The sequence below is a fragment of the Bacillus sp. AFS073361 genome (assembly GCF_002567005.1).
Lineage (GTDB): Bacteria > Bacillota > Bacilli > Bacillales > Cytobacillaceae > Neobacillus.
This window is the reverse complement of record NZ_NUZU01000012.1, coordinates 42,883-66,183: the sequence shown is the minus strand read 5'-3', so window position 1 is coordinate 66,183 and position 23,301 is coordinate 42,883. Positions and strand designations below refer to the sequence as shown.

General features: G+C 41.8%; 23 protein-coding genes and 1 tRNA gene. 1 reads left to right on the top strand and 23 read right to left on the bottom strand.

Annotation, left to right across the window (positions count from 1 at the left end; genetic code table 11):
- Nucleotides 1-46 precede the first annotated feature (46 nt).
- The 12 genes from rnr to COJ96_RS07430 all read right to left on the bottom strand — a co-directional run bounded on the left by rnr (nucleotide 47) and on the right by COJ96_RS07430 (nucleotide 12,810).
- Nucleotides 47-2,401, bottom strand: a complete 2,355-nt coding sequence (gene rnr, locus COJ96_RS07485) for a ribonuclease R (protein WP_098572334.1) — start codon at nucleotides 2,399-2,401, stop codon at nucleotides 47-49.
- Nucleotides 2,402-2,427: 26 nt separating this feature from the next.
- The gene (locus COJ96_RS07480; protein WP_098572333.1) at nucleotides 2,428-3,174 is read right to left on the bottom strand and encodes an alpha/beta hydrolase; all 747 of its coding nucleotides are present in this window, start codon (nucleotides 3,172-3,174) and stop codon (nucleotides 2,428-2,430) included.
- Between the two features lie 150 nt (nucleotides 3,175-3,324).
- Nucleotides 3,325-3,558 carry a preprotein translocase subunit SecG gene (secG, locus tag COJ96_RS07475; protein WP_098572332.1) on the bottom strand — a complete coding sequence of 78 codons (234 nt, stop codon included), beginning with the start codon at nucleotides 3,556-3,558 and terminating at the stop codon, nucleotides 3,325-3,327.
- 150 nt (nucleotides 3,559-3,708) lie between these two features.
- On the bottom strand, nucleotides 3,709-5,007 hold the full coding sequence (eno, locus tag COJ96_RS07470; RefSeq protein ID WP_098572331.1) for a phosphopyruvate hydratase: 1,299 nt from the start codon (nucleotides 5,005-5,007) through the stop codon (nucleotides 3,709-3,711).
- A gap of 25 nt (nucleotides 5,008-5,032) precedes the next feature.
- On the bottom strand, nucleotides 5,033-6,565 hold the full coding sequence (gene gpmI, locus COJ96_RS07465) for a 2,3-bisphosphoglycerate-independent phosphoglycerate mutase (RefSeq protein ID WP_098572330.1): 1,533 nt from the start codon (nucleotides 6,563-6,565) through the stop codon (nucleotides 5,033-5,035).
- Nucleotides 6,558-7,319, bottom strand: coding sequence for a triose-phosphate isomerase (gene tpiA, locus COJ96_RS07460; RefSeq protein ID WP_098572329.1), 762 nt, complete (start codon nucleotides 7,317-7,319; stop codon nucleotides 6,558-6,560). Before tpiA ends, gpmI begins: the two co-directional genes overlap by 8 nt.
- Before the next feature lie 149 nt (nucleotides 7,320-7,468).
- Entirely contained in the window at nucleotides 7,469-8,653 is a 1,185-nt protein-coding gene (locus COJ96_RS07455) for a phosphoglycerate kinase (RefSeq protein ID WP_098572328.1), read from the bottom strand.
- Nucleotides 8,654-8,795: 142 nt separating this feature from the next.
- On the bottom strand, nucleotides 8,796-9,803 hold the full coding sequence (gene gap, locus COJ96_RS07450; protein WP_098572327.1) for a type I glyceraldehyde-3-phosphate dehydrogenase: 1,008 nt from the start codon (nucleotides 9,801-9,803) through the stop codon (nucleotides 8,796-8,798).
- A 51-nt stretch (nucleotides 9,804-9,854) separates the two neighbouring features.
- Nucleotides 9,855-10,877, bottom strand: coding sequence for a sugar-binding transcriptional regulator (locus COJ96_RS07445; protein ID WP_098572326.1), 1,023 nt, complete (start codon nucleotides 10,875-10,877; stop codon nucleotides 9,855-9,857).
- 128 nt (nucleotides 10,878-11,005) lie between these two features.
- Complete coding sequence (locus COJ96_RS07440; protein WP_373561668.1) at nucleotides 11,006-11,272, bottom strand: glutaredoxin family protein; 267 nt, start codon at nucleotides 11,270-11,272, stop codon at nucleotides 11,006-11,008.
- An 11-nt stretch (nucleotides 11,273-11,283) separates the two neighbouring features.
- Nucleotides 11,284-12,606 (bottom strand): RNA polymerase factor sigma-54, encoded by a 1,323-nt coding sequence (gene rpoN / locus COJ96_RS07435; RefSeq protein ID WP_098572324.1) that lies wholly within the window; start codon nucleotides 12,604-12,606, stop codon nucleotides 11,284-11,286.
- A 132-nt stretch (nucleotides 12,607-12,738) separates the two neighbouring features.
- A tRNA-Arg gene (locus COJ96_RS07430) sits at nucleotides 12,739-12,810 on the bottom strand.
- 204 nt (nucleotides 12,811-13,014) lie between these two features.
- Between COJ96_RS07430 and clpP the strand changes: the two genes are divergently transcribed.
- Complete coding sequence (gene clpP / locus COJ96_RS07425; RefSeq protein WP_098572323.1) at nucleotides 13,015-13,623, top strand: ATP-dependent Clp endopeptidase proteolytic subunit ClpP; 609 nt, start codon at nucleotides 13,015-13,017, stop codon at nucleotides 13,621-13,623.
- 95 nt (nucleotides 13,624-13,718) lie between these two features.
- Here clpP and COJ96_RS07420 read toward each other — a convergent pair whose 3' ends face one another.
- The 11 genes from COJ96_RS07420 to hisH all read right to left on the bottom strand — a co-directional run bounded on the left by COJ96_RS07420 (nucleotide 13,719) and on the right by hisH (nucleotide 23,210).
- Entirely contained in the window at nucleotides 13,719-13,976 is a 258-nt protein-coding gene (locus COJ96_RS07420) for an HPr family phosphocarrier protein (protein WP_026567793.1), read from the bottom strand.
- A 110-nt stretch (nucleotides 13,977-14,086) separates the two neighbouring features.
- Nucleotides 14,087-15,037, bottom strand: a complete 951-nt coding sequence (gene whiA / locus COJ96_RS07415) for a DNA-binding protein WhiA (protein WP_098572322.1) — start codon at nucleotides 15,035-15,037, stop codon at nucleotides 14,087-14,089.
- A 60-nt stretch (nucleotides 15,038-15,097) separates the two neighbouring features.
- Complete coding sequence (locus COJ96_RS07410) at nucleotides 15,098-16,081, bottom strand: gluconeogenesis factor YvcK family protein (protein ID WP_180230016.1); 984 nt, start codon at nucleotides 16,079-16,081, stop codon at nucleotides 15,098-15,100.
- Nucleotides 16,078-16,971: an RNase adapter RapZ gene (gene rapZ, locus COJ96_RS07405; protein ID WP_098572321.1), complete on the bottom strand. Its 894-nt coding sequence runs from the start codon at nucleotides 16,969-16,971 to the stop codon at nucleotides 16,078-16,080. The genes COJ96_RS07410 and rapZ overlap by 4 nt, the downstream gene beginning before the upstream one ends.
- 19 nt (nucleotides 16,972-16,990) lie before the next feature.
- Nucleotides 16,991-17,449, bottom strand: coding sequence for an 8-oxo-dGTP diphosphatase (locus COJ96_RS07400; RefSeq protein WP_026567789.1), 459 nt, complete (start codon nucleotides 17,447-17,449; stop codon nucleotides 16,991-16,993).
- 398 nt (nucleotides 17,450-17,847) lie between these two features.
- A complete protein-coding gene (trxB, locus tag COJ96_RS07395) occupies nucleotides 17,848-18,798 on the bottom strand; it encodes a thioredoxin-disulfide reductase (protein ID WP_098572320.1) in 951 nt (316 codons plus the stop codon).
- 100 nt (nucleotides 18,799-18,898) lie between these two features.
- Entirely contained in the window at nucleotides 18,899-20,392 is a 1,494-nt protein-coding gene (locus tag COJ96_RS07390; RefSeq protein ID WP_098572319.1) for a tetratricopeptide repeat protein, read from the bottom strand.
- Between the two features lie 97 nt (nucleotides 20,393-20,489).
- Nucleotides 20,490-21,107, bottom strand: coding sequence for a bifunctional phosphoribosyl-AMP cyclohydrolase/phosphoribosyl-ATP diphosphatase HisIE (hisIE, locus tag COJ96_RS07385; RefSeq protein ID WP_098572318.1), 618 nt, complete (start codon nucleotides 21,105-21,107; stop codon nucleotides 20,490-20,492).
- Complete coding sequence (gene hisF / locus COJ96_RS07380; RefSeq protein ID WP_098572317.1) at nucleotides 21,104-21,865, bottom strand: imidazole glycerol phosphate synthase subunit HisF; 762 nt, start codon at nucleotides 21,863-21,865, stop codon at nucleotides 21,104-21,106. Before hisF ends, hisIE begins: the two co-directional genes overlap by 4 nt.
- Entirely contained in the window at nucleotides 21,862-22,587 is a 726-nt protein-coding gene (hisA, locus tag COJ96_RS07375; RefSeq protein ID WP_098572316.1) for a 1-(5-phosphoribosyl)-5-[(5-phosphoribosylamino)methylideneamino]imidazole-4-carboxamide isomerase, read from the bottom strand. The genes hisF and hisA overlap by 4 nt, the downstream gene beginning before the upstream one ends.
- Entirely contained in the window at nucleotides 22,584-23,210 is a 627-nt protein-coding gene (gene hisH, locus COJ96_RS07370; RefSeq protein WP_098572315.1) for an imidazole glycerol phosphate synthase subunit HisH, read from the bottom strand. The genes hisA and hisH overlap by 4 nt, the downstream gene beginning before the upstream one ends.
- Between the last annotated feature and the right edge of the window lie 91 nt (nucleotides 23,211-23,301).

Sequence of the window (23,301 nt, the reverse complement as noted above, 5' to 3'; positions counted from 1 at the left end):
CGTGTGTTTTTTCTTGGAATATAAACAAAAAGTTAAAACGTAATACTTATTTGTTTTTCCGCTTATTACTTTTATTTTTTGGCACATTATCATAAAATTTACGTTTTTTCTTTGCTTTATTGCCTTGGCCGTTGCCGCCTTCAGACTTAGCGCTGCCGCCTTGACCACGTCCGCCGCTCTGCTGTTTATTTCTCCGTGGTTTTTTGGATTCGCTGCCCGTACTGAAAACCCTTGGCGTGTCAACACGTTCCCGGCGTGTTCCTTTCATGCCGACAATTTCAAAGTCGATGGAGCGTTCATCTTTATTTACCTTAACAACCCGGACGGTAATCTCGTCACCAATTCGGAAGACGTTTCCTGTCCGCTCGCCAATCATCGCAAAATGACGCTCGTCAAAACGATAATAATCATCGGTCATATAGCTGACATGAACGAGACCTTCAATCGTATTTGGCAGCTCCACAAACATTCCGAAATTCGTTACAGAGCTAATAATCCCATCATATTCAACGCCAATTTTGTCCTCCATATACTCCGCTTTCTTCAATTCATCGGTTTCCCGCTCAGCATCAACTGCGCGGCGCTCCATTTTTGAAGAATGATCAGCGATCTCTGGTAAGCGTGCATTCCATTTCTCCTGTGTGGTTGAATCCAGCTTTCCTTCAATTAAATAGGTACGAATTAAGCGATGAACGATTGTATCCGGATAGCGGCGGATCGGTGAAGTGAAATGAGTATAGAACTCGGTCGATAATCCGAAATGACCAAGGCTCTCCGGATCGTATTTTGCTTGTTGCATTGACCGCAGCATGACAGTTGAAATTACCATTTCCTCCGGTTTTCCTTGAACTTCTTCAATAATTTCTTGAAGGGCTCTTGGGTGCACATCATTGGCAGTACCTTTTACAATATAGCCGAAGTTCGTGATGAACTCAAAAAATCTCCGCAGCTTATCTTCTTTTGGATCTTCGTGAATACGGTAGATAAAGGGAACTTCCATCCAGTGAAAGTGCTCAGCCACCGTTTCGTTCGCTGCAAGCATAAACTCTTCGATTAATCTTTCGGCTACAGACCGTTCGCGAAGAACGACATCGATTGGCTTGCTTTCCTCATCCACAAGTACCTTTGATTCTTTAAAATCAAAGTCGATCGCGCCACGCTTCATCCGCTTGTTTCGTAGGATGGCAGCCAACTCTTCCATCATTTCAAACATAGGCACGAGTGGTTCATACCTGGCACGGGTTTCTTCATCATTTTCAGCCAAAATGAGATTCACATCATGATAGGTCATCCGCTCGGTTGTTTTAATCACAGATTGGAAAATTTCATGAGAAACAACGGCGCCCTCTGAGGTAATCTCCATTTCACAGGATAGAACGAGCCGGTCCACTTTTGGATTTAACGAGCAGATTCCATTTGATAAACGATGCGGTATCATCGGGATTACGCGGTCCACTAAGTACACACTAGTTGCCCGTTCTTCCGCTTCTAGATCGATCGGAGTGCCTTCTTTTACATAATAGCTGACGTCCGCAATATGAACACCGAGCTTATAATTGCCGTTTTCAAGCTTAGTAACAGTTACCGCATCATCAAGGTCCTTAGCGTCCGCCCCGTCAATCGTCACAATTGTTTCGTTCCTTAGGTCGCGGCGATTGGCCAATTCACTTTCATCGATGGTGTCAGGCACCTCGTTTGCTTGTCTTAACACTTCATCCGGAAAGGACATTGGTAACCCGTGCTTATGTATCACTGAAAGAATGTCCACGCCCGGATCGTTTTTGTGGCCGAGAACGGTAATCACTTCGCCCTCAGCACTCTTCCGTCCTTCTGGATAGGTGATTAGCTTAACAACCACTTTATGCCCTTCGACTGCACCTTTGGAGGCTGCCTTTGGGATAAAGATATCACTAGCAAACTTCTTATCATCTGGAATGACAAAGCCAAAGCTTTTGCTTTCCACATAGGTTCCGACAATTTGCTGTACGCCGCGTTCAATGATCCGGATAATACTTCCTTCCCGGCGCTGCCCCGTGCTCTCAGAGGAGACACGTGCTAAGACTATATCCCCGTGCATCGCGGTGTTTGTTTCATTTGGCGGAATGAAAATATCATCCATTCCCGGTTCATCTGGCGCAACAAAGGCAAACCCCTTTGCATGACCGATCAGCTTGCCGCGAATTAAGTTCATTTTCTCCGGAAGTCCATAGCGGTTACTGCGCGTTCTCACCACTAGGCCCTTTTCTTCCATTTGAACCAATGCTTTTACAAATTCCTTAAAATCACTGGAGTCTTGGATACCAAAGGCAGTTTCCAGCTCTTGAACGGTTAATGGCTTGTACGCTTCATCCTTCATGTATTGTAATACCTTGTCTATATGCTTTTGTATATTATCTTCCAAACTAATCCTCCTTTGTAGTTTCCGAGTTAATCGTGCCAGTCTAACTTTTCTAAAAAGCTATACACATCCTCATGTAATTGCTCACGCTCTTTGTCGAGTGTGATGACATGACCGGATTCTTCATACCATTTTAATTCCTTTACGACTGATTCGATTTCGTTGTAAATAATGTTCGCACTTTCCGTGTTAATCATCTTGTCATGACGTGCCTGCACAACAAATGTGGGTGCATATATCATATCCACATTTTCACGCACATCTGCGATCAATGCCTGTAAGGCCTTTAATGTTTTCATTGGTGTTTTCTTAAACTCGTTCATTTCCATTTCGATTTGCTCGTTTGATTTTCCTTCACGATTTTTAAATTCACGAGCATATTCAAGAATTCCCTCGTACATGACCTCTTCGCTTTTTATATGCATCGGTGCACACATTGGTATAATTGCTTTTATAGGTACAGTGTATCCCAATTTCAACGAAAATACGCCACCTAGTGATAATCCTGCCACAGCAATTTCGGAGTGACCTTTATTTTTCAAAAATTCATAGCCATTGATAACATCTTGCCACCAATCTTCAGGACCCGTATGAACAAGCTCTTCGGGCGGTACCCCGTGGCCTTTGTAGTGCGGGGCATGACAAGTATACCCCTTTTTTTCTAAAAAACGGCCCAGCATCCGGACATCCGCTGAGTTTCCGGTAAAGCCATGTAAAAGAAGAACAGCCCTTTTTCCTCCTTCAAATGTAAATGGCTTCGGTATAGTTACTTTCATGATATAAAAACTCCCTTAATTTCATTTCACTTTAGTTTAGTTTTAACAAAGCAATGGTGAACATTCCAGAAATATGGCTCACGCTTCTGATAATAATTTTTTCAACAAACAAAAAACCTGACCACTCGGACCAGGTTTGTGTGTGAATGATTAAATTTTAAAGTAAGTCACTGCCATAGCAAGCAAGATAAACAAGATTGCTAAGACAACCGTAATACGATGGAGAATCAAATCAAGTCCGCGTGCTTTCTGCTTACCAAATAAAGATTCTGCACCACCAGAAATGGCACCAGACAATCCAGCACTTTTACCAGATTGAAGTAAAACAACACCAATAAGTCCAATACTTACGATCACTAATAAGATTACTAAAAATGTATGCATAAAGGCCACCTCCTGTTAGTCGCACAATTCACAGTATATTAAATTTATCATATTTTGTCGCTTTAGACAATAGTCCTTGTTGTGACATTCACGCCCTCATAAAATAAAAAAGAGCACATCCAAAAATGTGCTCCTTCTTATATCATCAAATTATTTGCTTAAGTTGTAGAATGTTTTCTTGCCAAGGTATTGAGCTGTTTCACCTAATTGATCTTCAATGCGAAGCAATTGGTTGTATTTTGCAACGCGGTCGGTACGAGATGGTGCACCAGTTTTGATTTGACCAGCGTTAGTTGCAACAGCGATATCAGCAATCGTGTTGTCTTCTGTTTCACCTGACCGGTGAGAGATAACCGCTGTGTAACCAGCGCGTTTTGCCATTTCAATCGCATCAAATGTTTCAGTAAGTGTACCAATTTGGTTCACTTTGATAAGGATGGAGTTACCAATTCCTTTTTCAATACCTTCAGCAAGTTTGCGAGTATTCGTAACGAATAAATCATCACCAACTAATTGAACTTTTTTGCCAAGGCGTTCTGTTAAAAGTTTGTGGCCTTCCCAGTCATTTTCATCTAAACCGTCTTCGATTGACACGATTGGGTATTTAGAAGAAAGTTCTTCGTACCAGTCAACCATTTCTGCAGATGTCTTCACAACACCTTCGCCAGCAAGATGGTATTTACCGTCTTCTTTGTTGTAGAACTCAGAAGATGCAGCATCCATCGCAAGCATTACTTCTTCACCTGGCTTGTAACCAGCTTTTTCGATTGCTTCAACAATGGTTTGAAGAGCTTCTTCGTTTGATCCTAAGTTAGGAGCAAAACCGCCTTCGTCCCCAACTGCAGTGTTAAGGCCTTTGCCTTTAAGAACAGATTTTAATGTATGGAAAATTTCTGCGCCCATACGAAGTGCTTCTTTGAAGTTTGGAGCGCCAACAGGCATAATCATGAATTCTTGAATATCCACGTTGTTATCCGCATGCTCTCCGCCATTCACGATGTTCATCATTGGAACTGGAAGTTGCTTAGAGTTGAATCCGCCAAGGTATTGGTATAAAGGAATATCTAAGTAATTTGCTGCTGCATGAGCAACCGCCATAGATACACCTAGAATTGCGTTTGCACCTAATTTACCTTTGTTATCTGTTCCATCAAGCTCGATTAATGCTTGGTCAATAGATACTTGATCTAAAACGCTGAATTCTTCGCCAACAAGATGTGGAGCGATAATTTCGTTTACGTTGTCTACAGCTTTAATAACACCTTTTCCAAGGTAACGTTCTTTGTCTCCATCACGTAGTTCCACTGCTTCATATTCACCAGTAGAAGCACCACTTGGAACCATAGCGCGGCCAAAGGCACCTGATTCTGTAAATACTTCAACTTCAACAGTAGGGTTACCGCGGGAATCTAATACTTCGCGAGCGTATACGTCTGCAATAAATGGCATGTAAAATCTCTCCTTAATAATTAGGTTATTTTAATAATGATGTACCAGTCATTTCAGCTGGCTTTTCAACACCCAATAAGTCTAACATAGTTGGCGCTAAATCCCCAAGAATTCCTCCTTCACGGAGTTGAATTCCTTGTTTTGTCACAATTACCGGCACTGGGTTCGTTGTATGTGCTGTCATTGGTTCGCCTTCTAGTGTAATTACTTCATCGGCATTTCCATGGTCAGCGGTAATAATAGCAGAACCGCCTTTTTCTAGAATTAAATCAACGATTTTTCCTAAGCATTCATCGACTGTCTCAATCGCTTTAATGGTAGGCTCAAGCATACCTGAATGGCCGACCATGTCAGGGTTCGCGAAATTTAGTAAAATCGCATCAAATTTATCTGCTTGAATTTCTTTTAAAAGTGCATCCGTTACTTCGTACGCACTCATTTCTGGCTGAAGATCGTAGGTTGCCACTTTCGGCGAATTGATTAAAATCCGCTCTTCGCCTGGGAACTTTTCTTCACGGCCGCCGCTCATAAAGAAGGTAACATGTGGATATTTTTCTGTTTCAGCAATTCTTAATTGCTTCAAGTTGTTTTGCGCTAATACTTCACCAATGGTGTTATCTAAATTGGTTGGTTTGAAAGCAACATATCCATCGACCGATTCACTGAAGTGAGTTAAACACACGAAGAACAAATCCTTCGGATGCTTTGGCCCACGGTCAAAGGAACGGAAATCATCATTCGTAAATGTATTGGAAATCTGAATGGCACGGTCAGGACGGAAGTTGTAGAAAATAACCGCATCATTGTCCTGAATTGTGGCAACAGGCTGCCCATCTTCTTTTGTAATCACAGATGGAATCACGAATTCGTCAAAGATTCCATGAGAATAAGAATCTTCCACAACATCTAAAGGATTTGTGTAGGTTGGGCCTTCGCCATAGACCATCGAACGGTACGATTTTTCGACACGCTCCCAACGCTTATCGCGGTCCATAGAGTAGTATCTCCCTGAAATCGTTGCGAATTCACCCACACCGTATTCTTTCATTTTGTCCAATGTCTCTTGGATGTATTTCGTCGCTGTTTTCGGACCAACATCACGCCCGTCAAGGAAAGCATGCACATACACCTTTTCCACGCCTTCTTCTTTTGCCAGCTTTAGTAAGGCAAACATATGCTGAATATGGCTGTGGACACCGCCGTCTGACAATAATCCGAATAAATGAAGGGCTGTGCCATTTTTCTTGACATGCTCCATCGCGCCTGTAAAGGTTTCATTTTTTTCAAATTCACCTTCACGAATCGCAATGTTTACACGAGTTAAACTTTGGTACACAATACGTCCGGCACCAATGTTTAAGTGTCCAACCTCAGAGTTACCCATTTGTCCTTCAGGAAGACCCACAGCCTCCCCAGACGCTGTTAAATGAGAATGTGGATACTCGCTCCAAAAACGGTCAAAATTAGGTTTTTTTGACTGGGCAACCGCATTCCCTTTTGTTTCGCCCCTGCATCCAAAACCATCAAGGATGATCAGAGCAACGGGAGATTTACTCATAGCTGCCTGCCTCCAATAGTTGTAAGAAGGATTGTGCTTCAAGGCTTGCTCCGCCTACTAATGCACCATCGATATCTGGTTGTGCCATGTATTCTTTAATATTCTCTGGTTTTACACTGCCGCCATACTGAATTCTTACCGCATCAGCGACGTCTTGTGAGAATTGCCCGGCAACCACCTGACGGATATGGGCACATACTTCGTTCGCATCGGCTGAAGTAGAAGATTTACCTGTTCCAATCGCCCAAATTGGTTCATAGGCGATGACGGTTTGTTTGACTTGCTCAGCTGATAGGCCTTGAAGGGCTTTTGCTACTTGATCGCCAACTAATTGATTGGTTTCACCATTTTCACGCTGCTCTAATGTTTCACCACAGCATACGATTGGAGTTAAGTTGTATTTAAAGGCAGCAAGTGCTTTCTTGTTTACTGTTTCATCTGTTTCATTGAACATTTCACGGCGTTCTGAGTGTCCGATGATTACATATTGAACGGCAAGGTCAGCAAGTGCTTTCGGGCTGATTTCGCCTGTGAATGCTCCGCTTTCTTCAAAGTGCATGTTTTGAGCACCAATTTTAACATTGGTTCCTTCGGTTACTTCTACTAGACTTTGTAAAAATAATGCTGGTGCACAGATTACAGAGTCCATTTTTTCTGGGGCAGGTACTAGTCCTTTTACTTCTTCTGCAAAGCTTTTTGCTTCCGAAAGTGTTTTGTTCATTTTCCAGTTTCCTGCAATAATTGGTTTACGCATACTGGCACATCCTTCCATAGTTTAGGTTATTAAACTTGGCTGTTGATTTGCGCTCCAAGCACGTGCGGTTCGCGGGCGTGCCGGGGAGCCTCCTCNNTCCGCTCCAATCAACAGAGTAGCAAAATCATGTTTAACACACTCTAAAAAAATTATTTATCGTTTAATGCGACTACACCTGGGAGTGCTTTGCCTTCCATGAATTCAAGGGAAGCTCCGCCTCCTGTGGAGATGTGACTCATTTTATCGGCTAAATTGAATTTTTCAACGGCTGCTGCAGAGTCTCCGCCGCCAATGACTGAATATGTACCTTGTGCTTCAGCAAGTGCTTCTGCTACTGCCTTTGTTCCGCCGGCAAATTTATCAATTTCAAATACACCCATTGGTCCATTCCAAATCACTAGTTTTGATTTTTGAATAACGTCACGGTATATTTCAGCTGTTTTTGGTCCAATATCAAGTGCTTCCCAATCGGACGGAATTTCCTCAATAGATACTACTTTGGAATTAGCGTCTGCTGAGAAATCATCAGCCACGATAACATCAACAGGCATGTAGAAATTAACACCTTTTGCTTTTGCTTTTTCAATGAATGAATTGGCAAGATCAATCTTATCTGCTTCTAGTAATGATTTTCCAACTTCATGGCCTTGTGCTTTCACGAAAGTATAAGCAAGTCCGCCGCCAATAATTAAGTTGTCGACTAATTCTAACAGATTTTCAATAACACCAATCTTGTCCTTTACTTTTGCGCCACCGATAATTGCTGTAAATGGGCGTTCTGGATTAGAAAGTGCTTTACCAAGTACATCTAATTCTTTTTCCATTAAAAGTCCGGAAACCGCTGGTAAAATATGTGCAATCCCTTCGGTTGATGCATGGGCACGGTGCGCTGCACCAAAGGCATCATTTACATAAACATCTGCTAATTCAGCAAAAGATTTGGCCAACTCTGGATCGTTCTTTTCTTCGCCTGGATAGAAACGAACATTTTCAAGAAGCAAAACATCGCCTTCAGTCATCGTTTCAATCAATGCTTTCACAGAATCACCATACGCTTCATCAGCCTTCTTCACGTCTTTACCAAGCAGTTCAGAAAGTCGGACACCGACTGGAGTCAAGCGCATTTCTTCTACTACTTTCCCTTTTGGACGGCCGAAGTGGCTCGCTAGAATAACCTTAGCGCCTTGATCTACTAAGTATTGAATCGTTGGAAGGGCTGCACGAATCCGCGTTTCATCAGTGATTTTCCCATCCTGCATTGGAACATTAAAATCAACTCGGCAAAATACACGTTTCCCTTTTACATCAACATCTTTGAGCGTTTTCTTATTCATAAAGGACCTCCTAAAATATTGAAAATTCAGCATAAAATCAGTAAAAAGGGGAGGGGGGCATATACTCCCCGCTCCCCTTTGGAAAACCTTTGTATGATTAACTTCTTATGATTGAAAAATCAATCATCGTCCGTCCGATATATTAAAGTCCTTTTTGTGCAAGGTAATCACAAAGGTCAACAACGCGGTTAGAGTAACCAACTTCGTTATCGTACCAAGATAATACCTTAACCATGTTGCCTTCAAGAATCATTGTTGATAATGCATCGATTGTTGAAGATACAGGAGCTCCGTTGTAGTCAGTAGAAACTAATGGAAGATCGCTGTATGCTAGAATTCCTTTTAATGGACCTTCAGCTGCTGCTTTTAATGCAGAGTTCACTTCATCAGCAGTTACATCTCTTTCTAATTCTGCAACTAGGTCAACTACAGATACGTTCGGAGTTGGAACGCGGATAGCCATACCGTTTAATTTACCTTTAAGTTCAGGTAAAACAAGGGAAACAGCTTTTGCTGCACCAGTTGAAGTAGGAATCATGTTCTCAGCTGCTGCACGAGCACGACGGTAGTCCTTGTGTGGCAAGTCAAGGATTTGTTGGTCATTTGTGTAAGAGTGAATAGTTGTCATCATACCGCGTTTGATTCCAAAAGTATCATTTAATACTTTTGCAAACGGAGCAAGACAGTTTGTAGTACAAGAAGCATTAGAAATAACATGGTGGTTATTAGCATCATATTGATCTTCGTTAACACCCATTACGATTGTGATATCTTCGTTTGATGCTGGTGCAGAGATGATTACTTTTTTCGCACCTGCTTCAAGATGTTTCGCAGCATCTTCACGCTTTGTGAAACGGCCTGTTGATTCAACTACTACGTCAACACCTAGACCGCCCCAGCCTAATTGTGCAGGATCGCGTTCTGCAAGAACTTTCACTTTGTGACCGCCAACTACTAAGTATTCACCATCAACTGTTACGTCTTCTGCAAGAGTTCCGTGAACAGTGTCATATTTTAAAAGGTGTGCAAGCATGTTTGCATCAGTTAAATCATTAATCGCAACGATCTCAACATTGCTATTGTTTAATGCCGCACGAAATACGTTACGACCGATACGTCCAAATCCGTTAATACCAACTTTTACTGACATAATAAATTTCCTCCTTTAATTGGGTAAGGATGTTTTTATTTTAAAAAGGATTTACCCTTTTAATAACTTTCTTGCTGCACCCTCATCTGTGATTAAGATGGTTGATTCCGGTGCTTGTTTTAAGTAAGCTTTAATGGCTTTTGCCTTCGAGCCCCCGCCGGCAACAGCGATGACATTTGGAATGTGAACTAAATCTTCTAACTGCAGTCCAATCGTTGACACCTTTTGAACGATTTCGCCTTGTTCGTTAAAATAATAGCCGAATGCTTCACCCACAGCTTGTTGATTTTCCAGCTTATGCAAAACTTCTGGATTCGTTTTGCGCCGCTCAGCCATTGTGATAGCATCCCCAATCCCATGAAGAACCATGCTTGCTGATTTAATTAGTTTTAATACCTCATGAATGTCAGGTTCTTTGATGAGTGATTCATAAATTTCAGTACTAACCTGGTCAGGTACATATAGCACTCGATGTTTCGCATGGGTGTTTTTCGACATGATCGAGCAAATCGTATTTGCTTGATTGTGAACATCCTCGCCTACTCCGCCTCTTGCTGGGACAAATAGTAGTTCTTTCTGGGGATACTCGGGTGAAAGTCTTTCTGCGACAGCAGCCATCGTTGAACCGCCAGTTACAGCAATGATATTTTTTCCGCCGAGTAACTTTTTCATGCACACCGCACATGCCTTGCCAAGTTCACCTTTTACCATCGGCGATTCATCACTATCGCCTGGCACAATGATGACTTTTTTAATACCGAGTCGGTGTTTTAATTCCAACTCCATCACATCAATACCTTTTAATTCACGCATAAAGCCTTCTAAGTCTTCGAGCAAATTTTTTCCTTCAGGTGTTAAACTCATTCCCACATTATTTGTGTAAATTAAATTTTGCTCCCTTAGGAATTCTACTTCGCCTCGAAGGACTCTTTCCGTATATCCCAAGCTAACCGCTAAACTCCTTCTTCCTACCGGTTGCATAAAACCAATATATCTTAGGATAGAATATCTCTTCTGAAGGACCTGAAGGAGATCGGGTAATAGTCTTTTCTGGATATCGATTAATGACTGCATGAAGCTCATGCTCCTTTATTATATGTAGTTGGTCTAAAAATGTCCACCATAGACATATTATGTCCCGCTACATCCAAAAAAAATAACCCCTGCTACGTTTTTTATTGTAACAGGAGTGAAAACCTATTTCAACTGTTTAGATTGGCTTTTTTTTCATGCAAACGGTTACTTATGTCAAATTTGTTAATGACACCAAAACCTACTTCCACTCCATCAATTTGAACGACAGGAATCATTAAACCGTATTGTTCGGTTAATTCATCACTGGATTCAATATCAATTTCTTCTAAAGTGAAATCCCAATCTTTGCTAAGTTCTTGCAGTGTGGACTTTGCTTTCTCACAAAGCGGACAGCTTTTCCTTGTGTAAAACGTGATTATCGTTTGTTCCATCATTTCGTTTCCTTTCAGTCAAACCTTTTCCTTTTTGATGAGGACGGAATTCCCAACTGATCTCGATATTTAGCAATGGTTCTTCTTGAAACGACCATGCCTTCCTCGATTTTTAATTGTTCCACAATATCTTGATCCGAAAGAGGTTTCTGTTTATTCTCATTTTCTATTAATGTTGAGATTTTCTTCTTTACTTGTGTGGATGAGGTATTTTCATCCTCCGAAACGGTTTGTATTGTACTTGTAAAAAATGATTTTAGCGGGAAGGTCCCGTATGGTGTTTGCACATATTTTTCTCGAACCGCTCGACTAACGGTTGATTCATGGATATTCAGTTCTCCGGCAATTTCCTTCATCGTCATCGGTACTAAATTATTGGAACCTTTTTGAAAAAATGCTTCCTGCTTTTCAATAATTTTGGCAATGACCTTAGTTAGTGTCTCTTTTCGCTGCTCTATACTTTTTTGAATCCAATTGTAATCCTGTAGTTTATCCTGCAGGAAACGGCTTACCTGTTGGTCCTGATTTTTGAATTTATGATAATACTGCTCATTTAGGCTAATCCTTGGCAGTGATTCATCAGACATCCTTACTGTAAGTCCGTCGCTTGAGTGCTCGATGATTGCATCCGGGATAATGTATGTGGTTGCTTCCTTACCTAGAATAGTTCCCGGCTTTGGGTTCAAGGATTGAATTTGGTCAAAAATATCCTGGATCTCTTTAAGAGTTACTTTTAGTTCCTTTGCAATTGGCTTCCACTTTTTTTCAGCGAACGGTAAGAAATATTCAGAGATAATTTTTTGAGCCAGTTCATTATTTGGATTCTGATAATAGATCTGCATCTGCAGGCACTCTTGCAGGTTTCTTGCACCAATCCCCGCTGGCTCCAATGTTTGGATAATAGCCAAGCATTCTTCCACGACATCTTCCTTTACTCTTAGCTTTTGGGAGATTTCATGAAGGTCGCCTGTAAAGTAACCGTTTTCATCAAGGTTCTGAATCAGACGGCGAATAACAGTTAATTGTTCCGCTGATAAATTCGTTATTTTTAATTGTGATAGTAGATACTCTTCAAGTGAAAAGGGTTTATCGGCAATTTGCTCAATCCAGTCCTTTTCCACTTTTTGGTTCTTCCGGCGATTTCGGTCAATGAGTGGATTCATCGGCTTAATATTGCTATGTTCAACCTGCAATAGGGGATTTTCAAGTGCCTTATCGTCTAAAAAAGCAGTTAACTCTTGGGCAGAGTACTGCAACAATGCAATGGCCTGAGATAACTCCTGTGTCATTGCTAATTTTAATGTTTGCTGCTGCCATAAACCAGCCTTTAAGTTCATTTCATATCCCCCCTGCATTCTATTTTACACGATGGACGGAAATTCGGGAATGGAAAATGATAAACTAGGAGATTAGGATGATTTTTTCCAATAAAAAAACCTCCCATTCAATAAAACAGGAGGCTTTAGTGATGCGCTCGGCAGGAATCGAACCTGCATTTCAAGCTTCGGAGGCTTGCGTGCTATCCGTTGCACCACGAGCGCTAAATTCTAACGACTTACATATTATATGCCAGTTTCCCACACTTTGCAAGTAAAGATTTAGTTTAAAATTCTTAAAAATGGTTATGATAGATTAGGGAAAGTTGTCGAACAATTTTATAGTCAAATTGTTTGACCTTTATTGACCATCAGTGTATGATAACAATACATATTACTATTACCTTTACAATCAAAGGAGGAAGAAAAATGAATTTGATCCCTACAGTAATTGAACAAACAAACCGGGGCGAGCGAGCTTATGACATTTACTCCCGTCTGTTAAAAGACCGGATTATTATGCTGGGAAGCGCCATCGACGACCATGTTGCTAACAGCATTGTAGCACAATTATTATTCCTTGAAGCGGATAATCCTGAAAAAGATATTTCTTTATATATCAACAGCCCAGGCGGCAGCATCACAGCTGGTATGGCGATTTATGATACTATGCAATTCATCAAGCCAAAAGTTCAAACGATTTGTATTGGTATGGCTGCATCTATGGGTGCATTCTTACTTGCAGCTGGTGAACCAGGCAAGCGTTATGCCCTTCCAAATGCGGAAGTTATGATTCACCAACCACTAGGCGGTGCACAAGGACAAGCAACTGAAATCGAAATTGCTGCAAAGCGTATCCTCTTCCTTCGTGAAAAATTAAATGGTATTTTATCAGAACGGACAGGCCAGCCTCTTGAAGTAATTGCCAAAGATACAGACCGCGACAACTTCATGACTGCCGAACGTGCAAAAGAATATGGTTTAATCGACCACATCATCACACGTAATCTAATTGATGATGAGAAGAAAAATAAATAAGTAACAAAGAAGCAATCGGCATCGACCGGTTGCTTTTTTTATTCTTCTAAAAATAATAAAACAGCCGGTCCCATATGGAACCGGCCGCAAATATATTACTGTTCTTTTTGAATAAAATCAGCCAATGCTTCAATCGCGGATGCTTCATCGTCACCATCTGCCACGATATCAATCATGACACCAGAGCCAACCGCAAGACTCATTAAGCCCATAATGCTCTTCGCATTAACTTTCTTTCCATCCTTCTCCAGGAAAATATCCGCAGAGAACCGATTGGCTTCTTGGACAAAAAGGGCTGCTGGACGTGCTTGAAGACCAGTTTTCAATTTCACTTCTACTTGTTTCACTAACATTATACAATTCCTCCTCATGTTTTTTTCATCTATATATCTTGGAGCTTATTCAAAAAATTTGCTACCAGCTCATGTTATGGCTTTCACAAGATTACTTATGAAAGAATTTTCTATTCTGAGATCATCATATCCCCTATACGAAGCCTTTCCGCGATAGCATCAATTTTTCTCAAACGATGATTAATCCCAGACTTACTGATCGCACCGCCAGAAACCATTTCCCCCAATTCCTTAAGGGTTACATCGGTATAATTTAAGCGGAGTTCTGCAATTTCTCTTAACTTCTCAGGTAAAATTTGCAGACCGACTGTCTGGTCGATATAGCGTATATTCTCGACCTGCCGAATCGAAGCACCAATTGTTTTATTAAGATTGGCGGTTTCGCAATTTACAAGCCGATTGACTGAATTGCGCATATCACGAACAATTCGAACATCCTCGAAGCGCAGGAGTGCGTTATGAGCACCAACAATATTTAAAAACTCGGTTATTTTCTCTGCTTCTTTTAAGTAGGTAATATAACCTTTCTTGCGTTCAAGTGTTTTGCTATTAAGCCCAAATGTATTCATCAGTTCGCATAAAGAATCATTGTGTTCTTTATAGAGCGAAGCAATCTCCAAATGATAGGAGGATGTCTCTGGATTATTGACAGATCCGCCTGCTAGAAATGCACCGCGGAGATAAGAACGCTTACAACATTTCTTCTTTACAAGTTCTGGTGAAATATCGTGAATAATCGTAAAACCTTCACCGATGATTTTGGTATCCTCGAGAATTTCCTTTGCTTGCTGGGATAAACGGACAATATAGACATTGTTTTTTTTCAAACGCATCTTCTTCCGAACAAGCAGCTCGACTTGGACATCATAACTCTTTTTTATTAATGTATAAATTCTTCTGGCAATCGCAGCATTTTCGGTTTGAATATCAACTACTAACTTTCGATTTGAGAATGAAAGGGAACCATTCATCCGAATGAGAGCTGATAACTCTGCTTGAATACAGCACGTTTTCACTTCTAAGTTAGTTAATTCTTTTTTCGTTTCCGAAGCGAAAGACATCCCTTTCCCCTCCATACTAAAAACACACTAGATTTATGCGTTTTTTAATAGTTACTATAATTACGTTTCATAACGCTTTTTGGTTTCAACTAAAAGCAAATTATATAATATTTTTGCCACTTTTTTCGGGTCATGACGTAATGCGCCATTTTCTTGGTAAGCAATATCCGCATGAACCACTTCGAGCCCTAATTCAAACAGTTGCGGCAAATCGTAGACAACAGGATCGGCCAACTCTTCATTATAACGGAGCTGGATGTCCTGTGGAATTTCTTCATTGTTCACAAGGATGGTATTAATAAATGCACAGCTCATATGATCATATAAGGCTTTTACATGATCACTCGCTGAAAAACCATGTGTTTCCCCGGCCTGGGTCATTAAATTACAGATATAGACCTTTTTGGCATGGGAGCGGCACAGCTCATCTCCGATTTTGGGAACGAGTAGATTTGGCAGAATACTTGTATATAAACTTCCTGGTCCAATTATGATTAAATCGGCTTGACGAATCGCTTGAATAGTCTCTGGTAAAGGTCGAATATTCTCCGGCGTCATAAATACTTTCTTAATTCTTTTCCCAGAGTAGGGAATTTTCGATTCCCCTGAGACAATTGTCCCGTCTTCCATTTCTGCATGAAGAACAACACTTTGATTGGCTGCAGGCAAAACTTTGCCGTGAACATTTAAAATCTTGCTCATTTCCTGAATGGCGTGAACAAAATTACCTGTAATCGAGGTCATCGCCGCTAGGATTAAATTGCCAAGCGAATGTCCGGAAAGCTCATTCGATGTTTTAAATCGATGCTGAAACATTTCCTCAACGAGCGGTTCCACATCCGATAATGACGCTAACACATTGCGGATGTCACCAGGAGGAGGAATATGCAAGTCCTCACGCAAACGTCCTGAACTGCCGCCGTCATCCGCGACTGTCACTATGGCGGTAATATCGACTGGATACTGTTTTAATCCACGCAATAAAACTGGTAATCCGGTTCCCCCGCCAATGACGACAATTCGAGGCTGTCCGTAAATGCTCATGTAGTTTTTTCCTTTCTCCTCTCAATGTCACGATGAGAAATACATGTCTTGTAGTCCTTTTCGAAAAATTTACCTAGATACTCAGCCAGCGTTACGGAACGATGCTGTCCACCTGTACAGCCAATTGCAATGACTAGCTGGGCTTTCCCCTCTCGCTTATAATGTGGAAGCATGAAGGAAAGCAGGTCGGTTACTTTTTCTAAGAACTTATGCGTTTCATTCCATTTTAATACATAGCCGGAGACATCTTCATCTAATCCTGTTTTAGGTCTCATATGCTCAATATAATGAGGGTTTGGCAAGAAGCGCACATCAAACACTAGATCCGCATCAATGGGAATTCCATACTTAAAGCCGAATGACATGACATTGACTGTAAAGATTGATTGTTTATTCGCGGTAAATTCAGTTAATATTTTCTCACGAAGTTCCCTAGGTTTCATCAGGGAAGTATTGTAAATCACTTGAGCCCTGCCTTTCAGTTCTTCAAGAAGCTCGCGCTCAAGCGTTATACCTTCTAACGGCAGACCTGTCTGTGCGAGTGGATGTGACCGCCTTGTTTCCTTATATCTGCGCACTAATGTGGAATCATCTGCATCTAAAAATAAGATCCTTGGGGCTACCCAGGAGGTTTCTGCCAATTCATCTAATGCTTTAAAGAGATGGTCAAAGAATTCTCTGCCCCGCAGGTCCATCACGAGAGCAACTTTATTCATCTTATTCCCGGATTCCTTCATAAGTTCAAGGAATTTTGGAAGCAGGGTTGGAGGCAGATTATCGACACAGAAGAACCCTAAATCTTCAAAACTTTGAATGGCAACAGTTTTTCCTGCACCAGACATTCCTGTAATAATGACCATTTGTATGTCATTTACCGCACCGGTACTCATGATTTATTCCCCCTATAAATTAGCTTGGATCTAATCGGTAACTGATTAGTTGAAAGTCTTTTGTATAAGTAAAAGTACCGTAAATAATTCCTTTTCCATGAATCATGTAATCAAGAATATGATAATCGCCAGCAGCCATTGGCAAATTCTTCAATTGGTCAATCATTTGCCACTCCAACTTGCCTTCCTCGGATTCGTCTAGATCGACTCCATCTGAATCAGTGGCCACAAATGTAAACATCATCCATTCTGAAAGCAATTGGTCATTTTCTTTCATAATCATTGTAAAAATCCCTTTTAATTGTGGATTTTTTAGATAGATTCCTGTTTCCTCACGATATTCCCTGATGCAGGAATCCCGGACAGATTCGCCTGGCTCCATTTTCCCGCCAGGAGCCACCCACCAGCCGCGGCGTGGCTTTTGCAGAAGCAATATTTTTCCGTCTCTAATCAATACACAATTGGTGACTCTTTGCACAGCATTCACCCTCTTTTACACAGCATCTGCATTTTAACAGCTCTCATTAGAGGCTTGGTCTTTTTCTATACAAACCCTCTCTGAGGCATGGCAATATTTCCTACTATAACTTTGAATTCATTCTTATTATTATACTATTTTTAGGATACAGTCACAATGAATACAAATTTGATATTTATGTTAAATTTAACAGTGGTTAGTATGTTCTTGTAAAACCTGGGGATATGAGCAGAAACCCCCAAAAAAAATAGCACAGGCTACGGGCCTGTGCATAAAAGAAATATATTTTTAAAGGGGGTCAATTACTGTTTCTATCATACCGTAACTATATTGCACAATTGTTACAGAAGAATTAAAACAGTTTTACGTTTTTACAAATCCCACCACAATATTTCTTTTTAACTTTTTTGTTTCATTCCCTCTTTAAGTTCTTCAATATAATGCTGGGCGCTTTGGGCTGCGATACTGCCATCACCTGTCGCTGTTACAATCTGGCGCAGTGTTTTTTCACGAATATCTCCTGCAGCATAAATTCCCGGTACCCTTGTTTCCATCCGGTCATTCGTTTCAATATATCCATTATCATTGGTAATTCCAAGGCTCGCAAATGGTTTCGATAACGGAACCATACCGATGTAAATGAAGACACCGTCAGCCGGTAATACTTGCTCTTCGCCATTTTCGGTGGAAACGAGTGTGACACTGCCTACTTTGCCATCCTTGTCATTAATAGCCTTGATCGTGTGATTCCAAATAAAATCCACTTTCTCATTAGCAAAAGCACGGTCTTGTAGAATTTTTTGTGCACGCAATTCATTACGGCGATGAACGATGGTTACCTTGGAAGCAAAGCGGGTTAAGTACACACCTTCTTCAACAGCTGAGTCCCCTCCGCCAATGACGAATAATTCTTTTCCTTTAAAGAAAGCTCCATCACAAACCGCACAATAGGATACACCGCGGCCGCCAAGCTCTTTTTCCCCTGGAACGCCAATTTTCTTATATTCTGCACCCGTTGTAATGATGACCGCGTAGGCTTTGTATTGCTTGGAGCCTGCGACTACGAGTTTATAATCGCCATGGTCTTGGATTTCTTTGATATCACCATACGCGTATTCAGCACCAAATTTTTTCGCATGCTCGAACATTTTCGTTGATAAATCCGGACCTAAAATACTTTCAAAACCTGGATAGTTTTCCACGTCCTCTGTATTGGCCATTTGTCCGCCCGGCATTCCGCGCTCAATCATTAATGTGGATAGGTTTGCTCGTGATGTATAAACAGCCGCTGTCATCCCCGCAGGGCCAGCACCGGCAATAATAACGTCATAAATTTTTTCATCTGACATGGTTTAAACACTCCCTATATAAAAAAAATACGATTAAGTAAGAATTATTGTTCCCTTACTTAATCGTATATAACAAATGTTTTATCGTCCACCAATTTGCTTAGTTCAAATATTTATTCACTATTTTCACATATTTACCAATGGTTGCGGATGAAATTCCATAACGATCGGCTACCTCTTGCTGTGAAACCTTTTCACTACGCAGTTTATGCCAAACATACTCGACGGCGCCCGCCCAGGCACGTTTATTTTTCAATGGGAGGCTGTCTTTGGAAACCTCGACAAATACAGAAAACCACATCAAGTATAAACCGGACTCAATGGTGCCAATCGGTTGAAAGGTCTCATAAAAGAGTTCGGCCACTTCCTGTGCCTCGGCCGTCATCGAAGGTTTTCCCGAACGAATCAATGAGATATATTCCTTTTCCAAGGACGTAAATTTCTGATTTTGAAACAGTCGCTTGGAGGTGATGATTTCTTCCTTTTTACTCGATACAGTCGTGAGGAAAAGGGCAAATAAGCGTTCCTCCACATAGTCGCTGTCCAGTTTTTGAAAAATTGAACCGGAAAGGTCTTCAAAACCATTGGTTGGTGCATTTTCTTTATTCCATGGTTCAGAGCCTTCTTTATCAGGATTAAGTTCCAGCACTTTTTTCCAGATATTTTTTGCGAACGTTTCATTGCCTGTGAAATAGGCAGAATGGGAAAGCCAGTAGTAAAACGGACTATCACCATCAAAGCCTTGCTTATATAATTTTTTCAACCATACATAGGCTAGGTCATATTCACCTACTAAAGCAAATGATGCCCCCAGTTTGAATTGCTGTTCACTTAAAAGTGGTTGAATTTTCTTTAACATGTCAATCATACCGGCAACATCTTGTTCCTGCCCTTGATAATAGGCAAATACAAGCTGGTTACATAGGGCATGTAGATTACCTGGATTACGCTCTAATACATCATCTAAAATGGATTCCGCCTTTTTTGTCTTCCCTAAATAAAAATAGGCGAGCGCCAAGTTGTTGTACGCTGACCAGTACTCTGGATAATCCTTGACGACATCTTTTAACAGTTCAATCGCTTTTGGAAAGTATCCTGACTCAAGCAGGTCACGAGCTTGTTCTTGTTTAACGATAAGGTCATCCTGCTGATACAGATCATCCTCAAGATCTTCTGATTCCAATGTAAGTACATCTAGTAAATCCTCAGTATCCTCGCTAAAGTCACCATCTGGATCTAGCTGTAAATACAGTTTGGCGTGGTGATACGCATCTTTAAAAAATCCCATATGGGCATAATTATTGGCCAAAAAGTAATGGCATTCCACCATTTCTTGATCTAGTTCTTCAAGGATGAGGTGCAAGAGCCGGTTGGAATGTTCAAACTCGCCAAGTTCTGTTGACACGATCGCCAACTGGCATATAATCATCGGTTCACCCGGCTCAAGCTGCATCGCTCGCCCAAGATATTTTTTTGCTTTTATAAAATCACGTCGATGGTATGCCTTTAAACCCTTCGTGAAATAATATTCCCCCGTAGGAACAAATGTAAGTAATTTTCCCATATGCTTTCTTGCTTTCGCGTCTTTACCCATGAAGTCCTCCACATTTTTAACATAACTAAGGTAGTATACCACACTAGGGAGATGTTCGAGAAGATACCAGAAAAAAAGCATAAAAAAACCAGTCGATTTACGACCGGTCCTTGTGTCTCTCTTCTAAAGTTCTCAAAACTTCCTTGAATGGAAGGCCTTGTTCAACGAGTAATACCTGCAAGTGATAAAGGAGATCCGCTGCTTCCCAACGCAGTTCCTCTGCGTCGCGGTTTTTCGCTGCAATAATTACTTCGGCCGCTTCTTCGCCAACTTTTTTCAAAATCTTATCGACGCCTTTTTCAAACAAATAGGTGGTGTAAGCCCCTTCTGGACGCTCACGTTCACGGTCAACGATGACTTTTTCAAGCGATTGTAAGATCTCATAGTCTGCCAGACTTGATGTCCCCGTATAGCCTCTTTCTGTAAAACAGCTAACCGCACCAGTATGGCATGCCGGACCCTTTGGATATACAAGGACTAATATTGCATCTTGGTCACAGTCATAGTTCATGCTGACTACGGTCTGTGTATTTCCGCTTGTTGCACCTTTATGCCATAATTCCTTGCGAGAACGGCTATAGAACCATGTTTCGCCCGTTTCAATTGTTTTGGCGAGCGACTCCTCGTTCATATAAGCGAGCGTTAATACTTCTTTTGTTCCAGCATCTTGAATAATCGCAGGCACTAACCCTTTTTCATCAAATCGTACATTCATCGAACCGTCACTCCTTTTTCCCGTAAATAGCTTTTTACTTCATGAACAGATGTCTCTTTATAGTGAAAAATGGACGCAGCGAGAGCCGCATCTGCTTTTCCGGCTAAGAACGCTTCCTCGAAGTGTTCCGAATTCCCTGCCCCCCCTGAAGCAATGACAGGAATGGTTACTGCTTCGCTTACTGCTTTTGTGAGCTCCAGGTCGAATCCATTCTTCTCACCATCACTATCCATGCTCGTTAGCAAAATTTCACCCGCACCTAAACTGGCAGCTTCGCTAGCCCACTCAACCACTAATTTGTCTGTCGGTGTTCTGCCACCGTGGGTGAATACCCGCCATGTTCCCACTTCTTCATCATATTTCGCATCGATTGCGACAACAATGCATTGCGAGCCAAAGTAGCTGGCACCTTCCTTAATCAGTTCCGGGTTAAGGACCGCCGCCGTGTTCAGCGATACTTTATCCGCGCCGGCACGCAGGATTCTTTTCATATCCTCTAAGGCATTAATGCCACCGCCTACCGTAAACGGAATGGCCAACTCAGAGGCGACGGCCTTTACGACTTCAACCATTGTTTTTCGGCCTTCAACAGAGGCAGAGATATCGAGAAAAACAAGTTCATCCGCCCCCTGCTCATCGTAAAAGCGTGCTAGTTCAACAGGATCACCGGCATCGCGCAGTTGCACAAATTGGATCCCTTTGACCACTCGACCATCTTTTACATCCAGGCATGGGATGATTCTTTTTGTAAGAGTCATCGGGAGCCACCCACTTTCAGAGCCTCTTTTAAAGTGAAGCGGTTTTCATAAAGGGCTTTGCCGACGATTGCTCCTTGTATCCCTTGGGAAGCAATGGCTTGTAAGTCTGCTAGACTGCTCACCCCGCCGGAGGCAATCACATTTTTCCCCGTCACTTCAGCCATTTCACATACAGCGGCAATATTCGGACCGGCTAGTGTTCCATCCGTAGCGATATCCGTAAAAATAAACGTCTCCGCCCCGGCATCTGCAAAGCGCTTGCCGAGATCGACGGCCTTTAGTTCTGAAGTATCCAGCCAACCGTGTGTCGCGACATAGCCATTTTTAGCATCAATGCCGACAGCAATTTTCGCACCGTATTTTTTGATCATATCGATGGCAAATTCGGGGTTAGAAACTGCAATACTGCCAATGATGACACGGTTCACACCATTCTCAAGATAGTGAAGGATATCCTCCTCCGAGCGAATACCGCCGCCAATCTGAATATTTACATTTAATTTTTGCGCGGCTTCAATCACAAACCGGTCATTGACCCGCTTGCCATCTTTTGCCCCGTCAAGGTCCACCATGTGAATCCACTCGGAGCCGTCAGCTGCAAAACTTTTGGCCATATCAAATGGCGAGTCACCATAAATGGTTTCTTGGTCGTAGTCCCCTTGGAGAAGTCGGACGCACTTGCCGCCGCGCATATCAATTGCTGGATATATCGTTAAACTCATCGGACTGCCTTCCTTTCCTCCACCATTTGTAGAAAATTAGCGAGCAGGGCCATGCCCAGCTTGCTGCTTTTTTCAGGATGAAATTGCATCCCAAATATATTATCTTTACCCACAACCGCAGATACTTGTTCGTGATAATTGGCCTTTGCCAGTAACACATCGGAGTTTTCCGCATCCACATAATAGGAATGGACGAAATAGACGTAATCCTCTTCTAAGTTTTTTAATAGCGGGGATTCTTGGACAAATTCAAGTCGATTCCAGCCCATATGCGGAACTTTGTAGGTCTGCCCTGCCGGTGTTTTCCCTGGAAAACGGCGAACACGGCCCGGTAACAATCCTAAACCTTCTGTCGGTCCATTTTCCTCACTTCGTTCAAACAGCAATTGCATCCCGAGGCAAATCCCAAGGAGCGGTTTACCTGATGCCGCAAATTCCTTAATCGTCTCTACTGGCAAACGCTCCATCGCATCCCGAAAGGAGCCCACACCTGGAAGAAGTAAAGCATCTGCCGCCAGCAGCTCACCCTTATCAGCCGAAATAAAATACTCAGCACCGAGCCGTTCCAATGCCTTGCTAACACTAAACAGATTTCCCATTCCATAGTCAACAATGCCAATCATCTATAACATCCTTTCACGGTGCCTTTCATTGGTGCCTGACACCTTAGTTATGTTTTTCACATGGTGCCTGACACCATTACACTTACACTAC

Coding starts and splice junctions, on each gene's coding strand:
- rpoN (WP_098572324.1), bottom strand. CDS start 12,606: ATGAACTTAAAGGCTGGTTTATGGCAGCAGCAAACATTAAAATTAGCA.
- COJ96_RS07455 (WP_098572328.1), bottom strand. CDS start 8,653: ATGAATAAGAAAACGCTCAAAGATGTTGATGTAAAAGGGAAACGTGTA.
- gap (WP_098572327.1), bottom strand. CDS start 9,803: ATGTCAGTAAAAGTTGGTATTAACGGATTTGGACGTATCGGTCGTAAC.
- eno (WP_098572331.1), bottom strand. CDS start 5,007: ATGCCATTTATTGCAGACGTATACGCTCGCGAAGTATTAGATTCCCGC.
- tpiA (WP_098572329.1), bottom strand. CDS start 7,319: ATGCGTAAACCAATTATTGCAGGAAACTGGAAAATGAACAAAACACTT.
- COJ96_RS07440 (WP_373561668.1), bottom strand. CDS start 11,272: ATGATGGAACAAACGATAATCACGTTTTACACAAGGAAAAGCTGTCCG.
- hisA (WP_098572316.1), bottom strand. CDS start 22,587: ATGAGTTTAACGATATATCCAGCAATTGATATGCGCGGCGGCAAGTGC.
- secG (WP_098572332.1), bottom strand. CDS start 3,558: ATGCATACATTTTTAGTAATCTTATTAGTGATCGTAAGTATTGGACTT.
- trxB (WP_098572320.1), bottom strand. CDS start 18,798: ATGTCAGATGAAAAAATTTATGACGTTATTATTGCCGGTGCTGGCCCT.
- COJ96_RS07420 (WP_026567793.1), bottom strand. CDS start 13,976: ATGTTAGTGAAACAAGTAGAAGTGAAATTGAAAACTGGTCTTCAAGCA.
- clpP (WP_098572323.1), top strand. CDS start 13,015: ATGAATTTGATCCCTACAGTAATTGAACAAACAAACCGGGGCGAGCGA.
- COJ96_RS07445 (WP_098572326.1), bottom strand. CDS start 10,877: ATGCAGTCATTAATCGATATCCAGAAAAGACTATTACCCGATCTCCTT.
- hisH (WP_098572315.1), bottom strand. CDS start 23,210: ATGATTGGCATTGTTGACTATGGAATGGGAAATCTGTTTAGTGTTAGC.
- COJ96_RS07410 (WP_180230016.1), bottom strand. CDS start 16,081: ATGAGCATTTACGGACAGCCTCGAATTGTCGTCATTGGCGGGGGAACC.
- gpmI (WP_098572330.1), bottom strand. CDS start 6,565: ATGAGTAAATCTCCCGTTGCTCTGATCATCCTTGATGGTTTTGGATGC.
- hisF (WP_098572317.1), bottom strand. CDS start 21,865: ATGACTCTTACAAAAAGAATCATCCCATGCCTGGATGTAAAAGATGGT.
- COJ96_RS07480 (WP_098572333.1), bottom strand. CDS start 3,174: ATGAAAGTAACTATACCGAAGCCATTTACATTTGAAGGAGGAAAAAGG.
- COJ96_RS07390 (WP_098572319.1), bottom strand. CDS start 20,392: ATGGGTAAAGACGCGAAAGCAAGAAAGCATATGGGAAAATTACTTACA.
- hisIE (WP_098572318.1), bottom strand. CDS start 21,107: ATGAATGTACGATTTGATGAAAAAGGGTTAGTGCCTGCGATTATTCAA.
- rapZ (WP_098572321.1), bottom strand. CDS start 16,971: ATGAGTACCGGTGCGGTAAATGACATACAAATGGTCATTATTACAGGA.
- whiA (WP_098572322.1), bottom strand. CDS start 15,037: ATGTCTTTCGCTTCGGAAACGAAAAAAGAATTAACTAACTTAGAAGTG.